This is a genomic window from Acinetobacter sp. ANC_7553 (assembly GCF_056779895.1).
Genome location: NZ_JBWYIV010000013.1, coordinates 99,453 through 113,988, shown reverse-complemented (window position 1 = coordinate 113,988; position 14,536 = coordinate 99,453). Strand labels below are relative to the sequence as shown.

At 39.1% G+C, this 14,536-nt stretch carries 16 protein-coding genes; 8 read left to right on the top strand and 8 right to left on the bottom strand.

The features are described from left to right. Window positions 1–170: 170 nt before the first annotated feature. Genes AC1M9I_RS11600 through AC1M9I_RS11590 form a run of 3 tightly spaced genes read right to left on the bottom strand, consistent with a single transcriptional unit; the run spans window position 171 to window position 2,978 of the window. Window positions 171–1,238 (bottom strand): DUF6670 family protein, encoded by a 1,068-nt coding sequence (locus tag AC1M9I_RS11600; protein ID WP_481611059.1) that lies wholly within the window; start codon window positions 1,236–1,238, stop codon window positions 171–173. A gap of 18 nt (window positions 1,239–1,256) precedes the next feature. Beyond that, a complete protein-coding gene (gene pssA / locus AC1M9I_RS11595; protein WP_035269898.1) occupies window positions 1,257–2,081 on the bottom strand; it encodes a CDP-diacylglycerol--serine O-phosphatidyltransferase in 825 nt (274 codons plus the stop codon). A 39-nt stretch (window positions 2,082–2,120) separates the two neighbouring features. Further along, entirely contained in the window at window positions 2,121–2,978 is an 858-nt protein-coding gene (locus AC1M9I_RS11590; RefSeq protein ID WP_481594886.1) for a 23S rRNA (adenine(2030)-N(6))-methyltransferase RlmJ, read from the bottom strand. A 117-nt stretch (window positions 2,979–3,095) separates the two neighbouring features. Here AC1M9I_RS11590 and AC1M9I_RS11585 point away from each other — a divergent pair, with 117 nt between their 5' ends. Beyond that, on the top strand, window positions 3,096–3,698 hold the full coding sequence (locus AC1M9I_RS11585) for a 2OG-Fe(II) oxygenase (RefSeq protein WP_481594887.1): 603 nt from the start codon (window positions 3,096–3,098) through the stop codon (window positions 3,696–3,698). 58 nt (window positions 3,699–3,756) lie between these two features. Further along, entirely contained in the window at window positions 3,757–4,284 is a 528-nt protein-coding gene (locus tag AC1M9I_RS11580) for a hypothetical protein (protein WP_481590846.1), read from the top strand. Between the two features lie 25 nt (window positions 4,285–4,309). On the opposite strand, the gene AC1M9I_RS11575 is transcribed toward AC1M9I_RS11580, so the two are convergent. The 5 genes from AC1M9I_RS11575 to AC1M9I_RS11555 all read right to left on the bottom strand — a co-directional run bounded on the left by AC1M9I_RS11575 (window position 4,310) and on the right by AC1M9I_RS11555 (window position 8,831). Further along, a complete protein-coding gene (locus AC1M9I_RS11575) occupies window positions 4,310–4,561 on the bottom strand; it encodes a DUF2789 family protein (RefSeq protein WP_035269894.1) in 252 nt (83 codons plus the stop codon). 119 nt (window positions 4,562–4,680) lie between these two features. Beyond that, entirely contained in the window at window positions 4,681–4,920 is a 240-nt protein-coding gene (locus AC1M9I_RS11570) for a DUF2789 family protein (RefSeq protein ID WP_179999322.1), read from the bottom strand. A gap of 148 nt (window positions 4,921–5,068) precedes the next feature. Beyond that, entirely contained in the window at window positions 5,069–6,055 is a 987-nt protein-coding gene (locus tag AC1M9I_RS11565) for a malate dehydrogenase (protein ID WP_035269892.1), read from the bottom strand. Window positions 6,056–6,228: 173 nt separating this feature from the next. Continuing rightward, a complete protein-coding gene (locus AC1M9I_RS11560; protein ID WP_481593784.1) occupies window positions 6,229–6,891 on the bottom strand; it encodes a ribonuclease T2 family protein in 663 nt (220 codons plus the stop codon). 26 nt (window positions 6,892–6,917) lie between these two features. Then, on the bottom strand, window positions 6,918–8,831 hold the full coding sequence (locus tag AC1M9I_RS11555) for a lytic transglycosylase domain-containing protein (protein ID WP_481594921.1): 1,914 nt from the start codon (window positions 8,829–8,831) through the stop codon (window positions 6,918–6,920). A gap of 360 nt (window positions 8,832–9,191) precedes the next feature. Here AC1M9I_RS11555 and miaB point away from each other — a divergent pair, with 360 nt between their 5' ends. The 6 genes from miaB (at window position 9,192) to AC1M9I_RS11525 (ending at window position 14,454) form a co-directional block, all read left to right on the top strand. Beyond that, window positions 9,192–10,649 (top strand): tRNA (N6-isopentenyl adenosine(37)-C2)-methylthiotransferase MiaB, encoded by a 1,458-nt coding sequence (gene miaB / locus AC1M9I_RS11550; RefSeq protein ID WP_179999317.1) that lies wholly within the window; start codon window positions 9,192–9,194, stop codon window positions 10,647–10,649. Between the two features lie 38 nt (window positions 10,650–10,687). Beyond that, window positions 10,688–11,773, top strand: a complete 1,086-nt coding sequence (locus AC1M9I_RS11545; RefSeq protein WP_092768044.1) for a PhoH family protein — start codon at window positions 10,688–10,690, stop codon at window positions 11,771–11,773. 30 nt (window positions 11,774–11,803) lie between these two features. Continuing rightward, window positions 11,804–12,292, top strand: a complete 489-nt coding sequence (gene ybeY, locus AC1M9I_RS11540) for an rRNA maturation RNase YbeY (RefSeq protein WP_179999313.1) — start codon at window positions 11,804–11,806, stop codon at window positions 12,290–12,292. 74 nt (window positions 12,293–12,366) lie between these two features. Beyond that, window positions 12,367–12,660 (top strand): antibiotic biosynthesis monooxygenase family protein, encoded by a 294-nt coding sequence (locus AC1M9I_RS11535; RefSeq protein WP_481593785.1) that lies wholly within the window; start codon window positions 12,367–12,369, stop codon window positions 12,658–12,660. A 258-nt stretch (window positions 12,661–12,918) separates the two neighbouring features. After that, window positions 12,919–13,599 (top strand): hypothetical protein, encoded by a 681-nt coding sequence (locus AC1M9I_RS11530; RefSeq protein WP_179999309.1) that lies wholly within the window; start codon window positions 12,919–12,921, stop codon window positions 13,597–13,599. Window positions 13,600–13,740: 141 nt separating this feature from the next. Beyond that, complete coding sequence (locus AC1M9I_RS11525) at window positions 13,741–14,454, top strand: DUF3108 domain-containing protein (protein WP_035265223.1); 714 nt, start codon at window positions 13,741–13,743, stop codon at window positions 14,452–14,454. Window positions 14,455–14,536: the final 82 nt, after the last annotated feature.

Here is a 14,536-nt window from a genome sequence, read left to right as displayed (position 1 = left end):
TATTCAGCTAAATCCTTGTTTTTCAACAAGTTTTAATCAACATCACCGCCGATGGATGTGCATTCTACAGCATTCCTCCCCCAATGCAACCATGTTTTTTAAATATTTAAAAAAAATATGATTAACTGAATATTTATTGTTCAATTTACGTGATTTTTATGCTTTTTGAGCTATTTTTTAAGCGTGCATGGCACAATACTTGCAAAATTATCCATTAATTTTTCATCTTTATTAATTTCTTGCCACTTTAAACTACGGCAATCTATATATTCACAATACCCAGATTGTCCCACTTCTTTAATTCCATCAATCTGCACCTGATAACTAAAACTACCTACATAACCTGCGGCAAGACCGAATTTAAAATCTCCACGACTTTCACCTTTCACGATTATTTTTCTTTTTTTATTTTCAAATGACCATTCAAATACGCACGCTAAATACATTTCATGCCCATTAGGGGTTTTTACTTTTGGGTATACCCGATGAACTTTGAAATAAACATCATCAAACATTTCAGATGTCTGAGCTTTTAAATCTCTTAAATACATCCTTGATTGCACAATTTGATTTAAACCATTGCGTATATGAGCAAGAAGTAACTGTCTTTGGTCGATTAAGTTAATTATTTGATAGGTAAAAAAATGAAGCGGTAGATAAGGAATATTGATCGCTCTGGCAAATTCAAATGATCCTAACTGGTCAATTTTATATGTTTGTTCTTTATAGGTTACTGTTCCTTTGCATTGACACACTAATGACCAGTGATCAAATAAACCTAATTTTAGTTTGGTAAAGTGCGAAATAATTGGTTGAGTTTGAATATTCAGATCAACGGAAAGTTCATTGTCCTTTCTTATTAATTTGAAGTTTGGAATTGAGCCTTCTAGTTGTTCTTTTTGTCCAAATACAAATTTATTCTCTTTAATCTCGCAATCATTGATGATTGAATAGCCATTAAAATGTCCAACCATATGTGGACTAATGCTCGTAATGAGTGAAACAGTATCCAAGGCTTTTGTTTTAATTGCATAATCATTACGCAGCATTGGAACATTCGGCTGTCCGATAATGGTTAAAAAATTAAAATAATGAAGTGGAGATGGTAATCCTGGAATCATCAATCCTTGATGAATAATTTTATAGATTCCTCGTGGACCGTGATAATCCAACCGAAGAGGAAAAGGAGCCTGATTCAGCTGTTTTGAATCGTCCGCTAAACTCATCAACAACTGCATACCAAACTCCTTTTTTATTTATATTGTTTTTTCTCGAGCCAAAAATGTAGTGACGAAACCTGAAAGTGCATAAATTATCGAGAGCACTAAAATACCGACAGGAATATTGTATGTAATCGCAGCAAAGATAAACACAACAATAGGCAAGACTGCGAACGGCACACGTTTACGATCTACGGTTTTAAACGAATAGTATTTAATATTCGAAATCATCAGCAAGCCAACTGCAATAATAATGACTGCATTTATCGTCTGAATCATTGGATCAGATAGGACAAAAATTTCAGGGAAATCACGCCCCACCCAAACCAAAGAAATGATCATTACTGCGGCTAGAGGACTAGCTACACCAATAAAATAGCGTTTATCAACCACACCTATTTGCACATTGAAACGTGCCAATCGGAATGCAGCACAAGCAGTATAGACAAAACATGCAGCCAAACCGATTCGACCTAGATCATGGAGGCTCCAGCTATACATCAAAATTGCAGGCGCAACACCAAATGCCAACATATCTGATAATGAATCAAACTGCTCACCAAAAGGGCTTTGCGCTCCAATTGCTCGTGCGACCCGACCATCTAAACCATCAAATAAAGCAGCGATAAAAATGGCATAAATGGCTTGTGTGAATTCGCCATTCATACTTGCAATAATTGAGTAAAACCCTGACAACAATGCCGCAGTAGTAATCAGATTTGGCCACAGATAAATCCCACGACGCTTAACCTTTTGCCCTTCTTGTGTATGTTCCTCTTCTTCAACTTCGAAAGTAATACCATCAAAGCCCGGAACATTTCTTGGAGAAGATTCAGTTTCAGGTTTATTTATATTTGTCATTGTCATTCGTCCTAACTGTAGCCTTATCTCTCAATATTCTTATTCGCCGACCAACCAACGAACGGCAGCATGACCACCATTTTCACTCATTCTTAAGTGCGGGAAAAGCCATTGCAATGCTTCATCTGCATCTTCAGAAAACTTCCAAGGTGGATTAATCACCAATAAACCACAACCGTTTAATCCTACAGGTGTATCGTCTGGCCATACACATACTTCACAAACCAATTGACGGCGAATACCAGTCTTAATCATTTTTTTCTCAAAACGATCAATCATTGCGCGATCTTTAATTGGGTACCAAATTGCAAATACGCCTGTAGGCCATTTCTTATATGCCGTAGCGATGAGTTCAACCAACTGTGGAAAATCCTTTCGCTCCACCTCATATGGTGGATCAATCATGACCAATCCACGTTTTTCTTTAGGAGGAATCACACCGAGCAAACCTTCATAAGCATCACGCTCATGCAAACCTGCACGACGATCACGCACATTCATATAAAGTTGCTGAAATACATCTCGTTGCATCTCAAAAATTGTTGCTTTATCTGTTTCGCGCATTCCTTCCAAAGCGAACCATGGCGAACCCGGATAAGCGCCTTTTCCGGCACCTGCACGCATATCTTCTACAACTTTAAGATATTGCTTAACACCTTCAGGGGCATTACGCTTAATTGAGTCATCGAGTTTAACTAAACGGTGAATACCATTTAAAAACTCTCCCGACTTCTGTGCTGCAGCCGTTGATAAATCGTATTTACCTGCACCACCATGTGTATCAATGTAACGATACGGCTTATCTTTTTGATTAAGACGTGACAAAATCTGAAGCAACAATACATGCTTCATGACATCGGCAAAGTTTCCAGCATGGAAATGGTGACGGTAATTCATGTTTCAATTATTCCTAAGATCAACAATCATTTTAACATGAAAAAGTGTTTCATTCAGAATCGATTATTACTCTAAAATAGCTGACCTTTTTTTTATACAGTAAATAGCGAGATAAATATGGAAGCAGTTGTCATCCCAGGGGATTGGAATGTTGATCAAATCCTTGATGATTTAGATCAACATGGCTTCAGTATCATCGATCATGCATACCCACCAAACTATTTAAAAAACGTTGTAAATGAATGCCAAATCCATCTCGATGATTTTCGAAATGCAGCAATTCAAAATGGCATTGTCAGCACAATCCGCAGCGATCACATTTTGTGGTTAGATCCAAAACTATCAATTTCCCATCAACATATAAAAACCTTACATTTACTCTCTCAGGAATTAAATCGTGCATTTTATTTAGGCATTCAAGAAGTCGAAGCCCACTTCGCTTGTTATAATCCTGGTGATTTCTATGCTTTACATCGAGACAACCCTCAAGGCAAAAATGGTCGTGTGATGTCGACAGTTTTTTATCTGCATGAGGAATGGCATCAGCATTGGGGTGGCCAATTAAGACTACAAGATAAGAATAATCAATGGCATATTATTGAACCCAGACCTAATCGCATCGCTCTGTTTCAAAGCGATTTATTACATGAAGTTCTTGTTGCACACCATCAACGTCTTTCGATTACAGCTTGGTTAAGGACCGCACGAACTTTAATTTAGCGCTTTATTTTTTCGAAGTTGCCTCCATATAGGTTTTAAACCTGATGAGGACTCATCCATGCAATCAAATACCAAGCTAATTATTCAACGCATTGGTGAAACAGACCAACTTTACTTACAAAAAAATACGCCTGAGCTTGCCTTTGAACGTGCCGAATTGCGTTTAGAGCTGGTCAGTATGAGTAAGCTTCGTCAGGAACAAATTCATTTTCTTCAAGAAGCGATTGTTCTTCTTGAACAAGGTCGAGTAGATTTCGAAGAAATGCCAATGCATTTGTATATTAATCTTACCCTGATGTTAGCTAGAGCCTACATGATGTATTTTGAGATTACTCAAGATGAAAAATTTGCGATCATCACTCAGCAAATTTTAAAATCATTAACATCGACCAATCATAGTGATGTTTATTTTAATCTGGCTTATGCTTGCGCTTCTCGTAAAGAGTCAGCACTTACACGCCATTGGCTAAATAAATATTTTAAAACTATTGATCATGATTTAGAGGTGATAAGAACTCACCCTGCTTTCAAACAATTTCATGACCAAGAGTGGTTTATCCAGTTAACCAAACCTAAGATGCATTAAAAAAAGCCCCATGAAAGGGGCTTTTTTAGGCCATTTTTAATTTATATGCATCCATATGTAACTGTTGATTAAGTTCATCTATCCATATTGCCCAATCATCATCTTGTACTAAATGACTAATTAAGAAGTCGCGCTGACCTTTATTCCAAAATGGTGCATCATGTAAATTTTGTTGAGCGGAAAGCTGATGTGTACGGATATAGAGTTCAATTGCCGCTGGACTATTTGCCAACCCCAATTGAGAAAACAATAACGCTAAGGAAGGTTTATGTTCCATCAAGAGACTCCCCTTATCAGATTTTAATAAAATTATTATTTAAATAACTTATAAGAAATCCATGAAAAAACCCAGCTTTTGGTCTGGGTTTATTGTTTCAATTTGTGATTATATTTTCATCACTTTGTATCGTTTGTGAGCTGCTCACTCAATTGGTCAATGACAATGGCCCATTCATTATCTTTTTTCCAATGACTAATAATAAAATCGCGTTGCGATGGGTTCCAAAAATCAGCTTCATGCATCGGCGTATTGGGATCAAGCCGATGTGTTTGTATAAATTGATCAATCCCTTCAGGTGAGCTATCTAAGCCCAATTGCTCAAAAAGTAATTCTTGATTTACTTCCATATCTAACATGGATTGCTCCTTGAATTTTCATGATTTTGTTCAAGATAACATGTCAATACTAAGTTCAATGTAGAAGGATTTCTTAAGCATTGTTAAGTTTTGTGCATAAAAAAAGCACTCCCAATGGAGTGCTTTTTTAATTTAGTTGAAAACTAAATTATTTAACCATGTCAGCAATCGCTGCACGTTCTTCTTCTAACTCATTAAGCGTGAAGTTGATACGCTCACGGCTGAATTCGTCAATTTCAAGACCTTGAACGATTTTGTACTCGCCATTTTCACAAGTTACAGGGAAACCGAACATTACGCCTTCAGGGATACCGTAAGAACCATCAGAAGGAATACCCATAGTTACCCATTCGCCGTTTGTGCCAAGAGCCCAATCGCGCATATGGTCGATTGCAGCGTTTGCAGCAGAAGCAGCAGAAGAAAGACCACGCGCTTCGATGATCGCAGCACCACGCTTACCAACAGTTGGAAGGAATACGTCTTTATTCCATGCAGCATCGTTGATTTTGTCTTTTAAGCTTTCGCCGTTTACGTTAGCAAAACGGTAGTCAGCATACATTGTTGGAGAGTGGTTACCCCAAACTGTCATGTTTTTGATGTCAGAAACTGCAACACCTGCTTTTTGAGCAAGTTGAGTTAACGCACGGTTGTGGTCAAGACGTAACATTGCTGTGAAGTTTTTCGCTGGAAGATCTGGAGCAGATTTCATTGCGATATAAGCGTTAGTGTTAGCAGGGTTACCTACAACAAGAACTTTAACGTCACGACTAGCAACTTCGTTAAGCGCTTGACCTTGACCGATGAAGATTTCACCGTTGACTTTAAGAAGGTCAGCACGCTCCATACCAGGACCACGTGGACGTGAACCAACAAGAAGCGCGTAGTCAGCATCTTTGAATGCAACTTTAGGATCATCAGTACCGATCATGCCAGCCAACAATGGGAAAGCACAGTCGTCAAGTTCCATCATCACGCCTTTAAGCGCTTGTTGAGCTTTCTCAACAGGAATTTCTAATAATTGAAGAATAACTGGTTGGTCTTTACCCAACATTTCACCGCTAGCGATACGGAATAAAAGGCTGTAACCAATTTGACCAGCAGCGCCAGTAACGGCAACGCGAACAGGTTGCTTCATGTAATTATCTCCAGTTGAGAGGATAGTCAATGCGATTAAATAGCTGTTCTATCTAATCTTAATAATCATAAACGGCGAAGATTGTACTCCAATACTTTGACAGATGCATTGAAAAGAGAATGAATTTCAACAAAAGTCTGATAGGAAATATAAATTAACTTCGCGGAAATAAATTAGTAGGCGCCCTCTATGTCAAATGTATTTGGGCAGGTCGAGACAATATCAGACGCACATGACTTGAATTGACCATTCGTGCGATAACAGATTTCAACCCCCGTTAACACCGGGCGACCATTTAAACTTTGGCATTGAAATTCAATACCTTGGCTGGGTAATTTTGGGTTGAGTTTGATGAATTGCGATCGTAATGTCGCGATAGAGACTGTTTTACGATCCACTCCTGTTAAGTAATCAGGAACTTTTAATTGGTCTGCATGATTAATAATGGTACGAAAATACTGACTGGCATTCATTGGAACGCAACCACCATAGTTGGCCCACAGCCTAATTCTAGCCTGCTCATCAGGCATCACCCTAGCAACAACCTTCTTCTGTAGCGGTGCCAAGGTGGCAGATGAACTCGTTTGGCAATCATGACGACTGGTTTCTGGGATAAGACCCTTTATCGTCAGTGAATATCCTTCTAGGCATTTACGGTGTTTCGCTTTTGTTCGATCTAATGCACAAATGGCAGGTGTCATCTGTACTTGAAGCACATATCCTTGTAAACCTTTCCCTGATGCCATCACATCTGCTGAACACAACAAAGCCCCTACGCTCAAACTACTGAGGAGGTAAGTGTGTTGACGACTAAACAGCAGTTTTGTGTGATTCATCAAAGCTCACAAAAATAGTTGAAATGCTATTGCGTATTTCTTACTGGAATAGGCGGCATACGACTTTCGATCGCTTGCGGCCCCTGTCCAAGCAAAACACCATAATGAGCAGCATTGGTCATAACTTTCTTCACATAGTCACGTGTTTCATGAAGTGGTATTGACTCTGTGTATTGATCCGCCGCAATGCTTTTAAACTCTGGTTGCCAACGACGTGCTCTAGTCAGCCCTGCATTATAGCCAGCCGTAGCTAGAACTGGACTGTTACTCAGCATACCTTGAATCATTGACAGGTAATATGTCCCATAACGAATATTGGTATTCGGATCTGATAATGCAGCAGGATTATACGTTTCACCCATTTTTCGTGCCACATCTTTTGCTGTAGCAGGCATAATTTGCATCAATCCACCAGCACCTACATGTGAACGGGCCGTGGTTACAAAGCGACTTTCTTGACGCATTAAACCATAAGCCCACGAAGGATCAATCCCTGCATTTTTACTATGCGTCACCACTAGATTTTGATGTGGTGTCGCATAACGATATGCATAGTTATGACGTTTAAGTGTTCTTTCCGCCGCATAAATAGCACGGTCATACCACCCCATTTCTGTGGCACGTTTTGCCGCAGCCAGTAATAGACCATCATCTTGCTTAAGATAAGCTTGGCGGACAGCCCAATTCCATTCACGATTTGTGTAAGTTGCTGAAGCATTGATATTGCGTAATGCAAAAGCACGTCTAAAGTGAATATCTTGATCTAAACGTTGAATATCCTGTGCGCTTGGTTGAGCACGATCATGTGCTTCATTATAACGAATACCTAAATGGTCTTTTGCCAACAGATTGTGATAATCATCGCCAGCGGCAGCTAATCGTTGATAAATACTTTTTGCAGCTTGCTTGGAAGTTTGGTCTTTACGATTTTCATATGCTCTCGCCATCCAATATTGCCAGCGATCTTCTTGTTTTTGCGTAACGCTCATACTATCTATGGCGCGCAACACACTTTCCCAATCACCAAAACGAATCGCTTGACGCGCGTAAATTTCAGCCTCTTCTGGTGTAAAAGGCACGCCATAACTGTAATCAAAGTTCTTCAGCACTTCAGGATTAAAATTATTTTTCATCACTGTCGTACCTCCAATATACGCCACCGTGCGGTACATATACTTTTGAACATCTGCAGGAACACCTTGCACGACACGAGGAAGATTTTGAAGCGCCGTGTTCAAGTCAGCATCTGCAGCACGACCTAAAGCAAACACCAAATAAGCATAATCTACTGTTGTTCCTTTGGTCGCAGACCATAAATAATTCAAAGGATCTGCCTGAATTTGATTTAATTGTGCTAATGACAAGTTTAAACCCAGAGTTTGTGCTGTTGCGATTGCTGGACCAGACTGGCCCGCTCTAAGTTGCGCATACAAGCGCTGTTGACGATCCGTAGTCGTGAGTAAGGGACTACTTAGCATTAAGCGACCTAAACCATTACACGATTCCGGCTGTGATTCTGTTTTAAGCCAGACATCTTTATATTCAGCGTATACCAGTGTATCGCCATTTTTTGCTCTTACTTGCGCAACCGCACAGCTTTCAGCTTGATCAGGATTGGTGACATAAGGTAAAACAGGTTGAGCTGTCTTGAAATCTGCTTGTTTTACCTTTTCTTCGACATAATCAGCAGCTAATTTTTCAGCCATTGCAGATTGAGGATAGCGCTGTGCAAAGCTGATAATATTCGTTGCAGGTTGGAAGCCTAAATTATTATTCAACATCCAATATTCTGGATAATATCCAAGCGCATCATTTTGCATTGCAGAACGATAATATTCGAGCTGAGCTGTATTACCCGAGTTCGCAAATTTAATCGCCTCATTAAATTGCTCTTCAGCCGCATGAGCAACGGGCAAACAACCTAGTGTTATCAGCCCCATTAAATATTGTTTTAACTGTTTTTGCTTCACTGCTTTTTTTAACACGCTTCTCTTCTCAACTTTAACTCGTCGCTACATTTGGACATGCTTTTTTTCATGATCAACTCTTTTGCAGCGCTTGGCAATTTTAAAATGTATTTTAAATACTCTAATGATCAAGTACTGTTCTGTTATGTAAAGCTCTGATTAACCACTATTATTTTAAAGTATTTTTACTGTAAATCCATAAACTTGATCTGATTTATATATTTGTTCAACCCGTAGTACAAATACTGTAAAATAGCTCGCTTTTATCGAGTGTGGGATTCCCCCATACTTCACCGGAACATATTTATCCCTTTTTATAGGATAGGAGCCTTCATGACGGTTCAAACCTTCATTCCGAATAGTGCCCCAGCTGCCTCAGAAAACACTGTTACCCAGCCACAGCACACCCCAGCCATCGATGGTGCAGTCAAAAAACTGTATATCGAAACGCAAGGGTGTCAGATGAATGAGTATGACAGTCATCGTATGGCCGACTTGCTAGGTGATTCACACGGTTATGTATTAACAACAGACCCTGCTGATGCAGATATTCTTTTAATGAATACCTGTTCAATTCGTGAAAAAGCGCAAGAAAAAGTATTTTCAGAATTAGGTCGCTGGCGCAAGCTGAAAGAAAAAAATCCTGATTTGGTGATTGGTGTAGGTGGATGTGTTGCATCTCAAGAAGGTGACAATATCCAAAAACGTGCACCTTATGTCGACATGGTATTTGGTCCACAAACACTTCACCGTTTGCCACAAATGCTTGATCAGCATACGGATCAAATTGAAAAGCCGAAAAAAGAGAAAATCAAACTGGTAGACATCTCATTTCCAGATATCGAAAAGTTCGACTTCTTACCTGAACCTCGCGTTGAAGGTTATAAAGCTTTCGTATCGATTATGGAAGGTTGTTCAAAATACTGTTCATTCTGCGTGGTGCCATACACTCGTGGTGAGGAAGTCTCTCGTCCCCTAGATGATGTACTTGCTGAAATTGCTGGTCTTGCGGAAAAGGGCGTACGTGAGGTTTCTTTACTCGGTCAAAACGTAAATGGTTACCGCGGAGAAACATTCGAAGGTGAAATCTGTACGTTTGCTGATCTTCTTCGTCTAGTGGCGGAAATTCCAGGCATTGGTCGTATTCGCTATACGACATCTCATCCATTAGAATTCAATGATGACCTTATCCAATGCTATCGTGACCTACCACAGATGGTTTCTCACCTTCATTTACCAGTTCAAAGTGGTTCAAATGATGTATTGAAGGCGATGAAGCGTAACCACACGATTGACGTTTATATCGATAAGATTGCTAAATTACGCCAGGTACGCCCTGATATGCATTTGTCTTCAGACTTTATTATTGGCTTCCCTGGTGAAACTGATGCTAACTTTGAAGAGACATATCAATTTATTCAAGACTTAGATTTTGATCATTCTTATAGTTTCATCTACTCGAAACGTCCTGGTACACCAGCATCAGAGCTGGAAGATTTAACACCTGAAGATGTTAAAAAAGAGCGCTTGGCTAAAGTTCAACAATGGATTAAGCAGTCAAGTATCCAAAAAACTGATGCTATGCTTGGTACTGTCCAACGTGTGCTCATTGAGAGCGTTTCAAAGCACGATCCAAACTTATTGGTAGGAACCGCAGACAATACACGTTTAGTAACATTTATTGGTGATGCCTCTTGGCTTGGACGCTTTGCAGAGATTGAGATTACAGAGATTAAAACCTTGAATTTAGTTTACGGTGAACTCTTGAATCTTGAACCTGACGTGGCGTAATGTAGAGGTATAGATTAATAGACTCTAAAGGAAATCTCTTGACTGCAGCGATTCGACGTACAGTGGCTTTTCCCGGTGTTTCAATGGACCGTTTACAAACCATGCTTGGCGCGTACAACGGTCATATGAAACAAATTGAACAACGTTTAGATGTAAAAATCAGTCAGCGTGGTGATAGTTTTTTTATTGACGGTGGAATTGATGAAGTCGAGAGAGTTGAAAGCTTACTTCAGCGCTTATACGCCGAAGCTGAAGTTTCTCAACAAATCAGCTCTGATTTGATTCATTTAATGATTCAAGGCAGCCAGACTGATCATGAATTACAATTGGATCCTAATCAAGAACACACAGGACTTGACGAGGTCTGGCTCCAAACTCGCAAGGGCCGTATTAATCCGCGGGGGGCCAACCAAAAACGCTATGTACAACGTATTCTTCAAAGTGATATTTCTTTCGGGATTGGTCCAGCGGGTACAGGTAAGACGTATTTGGCTGTAGCTGCTGCCGTTGATATGCTTGAACGCAATGAAATTCAACGTATTCTTTTAGTTCGCCCTGCTGTGGAAGCTGGTGAAAAACTTGGCTTCTTGCCAGGTGACTTATCACAGAAAATTGATCCTTATTTACGCCCACTCTATGATGCCCTGTATGAAATGCTTGGCTTTGAAAAAGTGGCAAAATTAATTGAGCGTCAAATTATTGAAGTAGCGCCACTTGCATATATGCGTGGTCGTACACTCAATCACTCCTTTGTCATTTTAGATGAAGCTCAAAATACAACGCCAGAACAGATGAAAATGTTCTTAACTCGTCTTGGTTTTGGTTCGCGTGCAGTCATTACAGGTGACATTACCCAAGTAGATTTACCACGTGGACAACAGTCTGGTTTGGCACATTCATTACGTGTGCTTGAAAAGATTAAAGAAATCCATATCACACGTTTTCACTCACGTGATGTTGTAAGACATCAGCTTGTACAAAAAATTGTAGAAGCATACGAAGGTTGGGACAGTGAACAACATCGTTTAACCGCTGAAGCACGTGCGGAACGTAAAGCGCGTCAAGAAGCACTCATATCAGAAAATGATTCTGCTGCTGATGCTCAGCATCAAGATGCAGAGTAATTTAAATCTAATCACGCTCAAGGCAAGATTTTGAAACTCAGTCTCTCATTACAACAATCGTTTGAAGCATCAAGCTTGGTGCTCAAACGTGCGTATGTTAAAAAAATTATTGAAACCACACTTCGTCATATTGATACACAAAGCGATTGTGAAATTGGTATAGCTTGCGTAGATGTCGAAGAAAGTCACAAACTTAACCTTGAATATCGTGGTAAAGATAAGCCAACCAATGTTTTATCTTTTCCAAGCGACTTACCAGATGAAATGGCTGAAATTCTAGACAGTTTCCCTATCGGAGATCTGGTGATTTGTATTCCCGTTGTGCTTCGTGAAGCAGAAGAACAATCTAAAGCACCATTAACACATTTCACTCATATGTTGGTTCACGGTACTTTACATCTGATGGGCTATGATCATGAAACTTCTGAACAAGATGCTGAGGAAATGGAAGCTATTGAGATTGAGATTTTACAAAAACTAGGTTTTGAAAATCCTTACCTGCTTTTGGATGACGAATAACATTCCTCAATGACTTCGGTCTATGCTTCCCGTTATTCGGGAAGCAAATTAAAATAATAAATGAGTATTCAAAAATGAACTTCGTTGTCATCTTCAAAGCTAAAATAAAAAATATTGATGATGAATATGTAATATTGGCTAGCCAAATGCGGCATAAAGCGATGCATGATTATCATTGTACAAAGTTTGAAAGCTATCAAGAGAAAGATAATGATGTCAGTCTTTCTTATTGGAGTCGGTTAGAAGATATTCAAGCTTGGCGTCAGGACACTGAGCATCTTTATGCGCAACAAAAAGGTCGCCTATCATGGTATGACACGTATTCGATTGAGGTCTGTCAGATTCAGCGCGCTTATCAATCTGAATAAATCGAGTTGATCTTTATATTGATGACATATTTTAGACAAATGAGTTAAATATTGAGCAAGTTCTTCAGATAAAATAAGATAAAGTCATGCGAAACCAATAGATTAAACTTAAATAACGCCTGACCATCAAAACCATAATAAACGTCTTTGTAAACATTACATCGCAATTGGATAAGCTGTTATCCTTCGGCAGTAATCACCTACAAGATATATACTAGCTGACATCTCACAAGATTTAGAGGTAATGGAACTTCACTTATGCCAACGATTATTTCAAATATCGCGAACAAATTTCGTAAAGTCTATCAAAAGGCTGAAGGGTTTATTGAAGAAGAACGTGAATTTCCTGTCTCTCAAGTTTTTTTAAATGCGACTTTCAAGCGCTTTGTGACCGACAATGTCAGCATCCTTGAAGACTTACATGCAGATTTACATGATGATTGGCTTCGACTCTATGCCACTTTGAATGTGAAAGGGCTTTATACCATTCTCTCTGTAGATTTAAAGCTGATTCAAATGGAATTGAATAAAGATGTACAACTGATTGTATTTGAACAAATTAGTGAAACCGAAGTCATTGAAGCAAAATTTCAAACCTTTTGGATGAAAATTGCATTCCGCTCTGCCCTATTTTTCTATCAAAAAATTCTTCGTAAAGATCCACTTGGTATGATTTTAGAGCGGTTTAATGTCATTAAAGTCAAAGACGATCTCTTACATCTCGATCTAAATCAGTGGCTCGGAAAAAATCGCTCGATCATTGAAACATTGGGCAAAGTACACGTCAACCATGCAGAACTTCGTGAAACAGAATTGGTGGTGATTGGTAATGTAAATTTGATGGCTTTATTCAGCAAAATGAATACTGATCGGTTCAAATCTAAATCTGATGAAGTGGAAAGTGATCACATTACACCAATTAAACAAAAGGACGACTAGAGCGCAGCGTTTTGATGTCGTCATAAAGCTTAAGCTACAGAAAAATACATTTTCACTGTGATTATTGATTATTTCTCCTTATTTATCAGAGATAATAAAACTTCAAGTGATCCTTCGATACGAAGGTAAAGGAAAATATTTATGGCATTTAAATCGTTTAAAACTTTGAGTGTGATTGCAAGTGTAGGTACAGCCGTGCTTTTCACAGGCTATTCAAGTCAAGCGCTTGCCATGACGCCCTTCCAAGCCTCTTATCAGTTTGCATACAATGGTAAAAACTTGGGGTCAGCAACACGAACCTTGAAAAAATCAGGTAACACATGGAATTACGTTTTTGCAGCTAAAGCAGGTGGTATTGCTTCAGCGACTGAAACCAGTAACTTCACATTCAACAATAATCAGATTCAATCATCCAATTTCAGTCGCACCAGTAAAATTTTGGTTCATAACAATACAATGAGCATTAAATTTAATCCAAGTGCCAAAACCATTAACACCACTAAAGATAAAGAGCAACGTTCATTTGCTTGGAAATCTGGTGTACTGGATGAGTTAAATGCAGAATTGCAAATTCGTGAAGACTTAAAAAATAACGGTTTAAAATCGCAATATTGGATTGCAGATGCTAAAGAAGTTGAATCACGTCGTTTCGTCAAACAAGGCACTGAAAAAGTAGAAACCAAGTACGGTACGTTTGATACCATCAAAGTAGTGATGAAGCATGATAAACCAGGTCGTGAAACGATTTTTTGGCTGTCTCCGAAATTGGACTATTTACCAGTGAAAGTCACACACCAAGATAAGAAATCTTCATACGGGCTCTTACTGACAGGGTATAACGGTCCACAAAATTAAGGCATTTTTTACTTGCTTTTTTGCAGATGCTTTTTAAAATACGTCTTTGCTTAAAAAGGCACCTGCCCTAGAGGATTCTCCC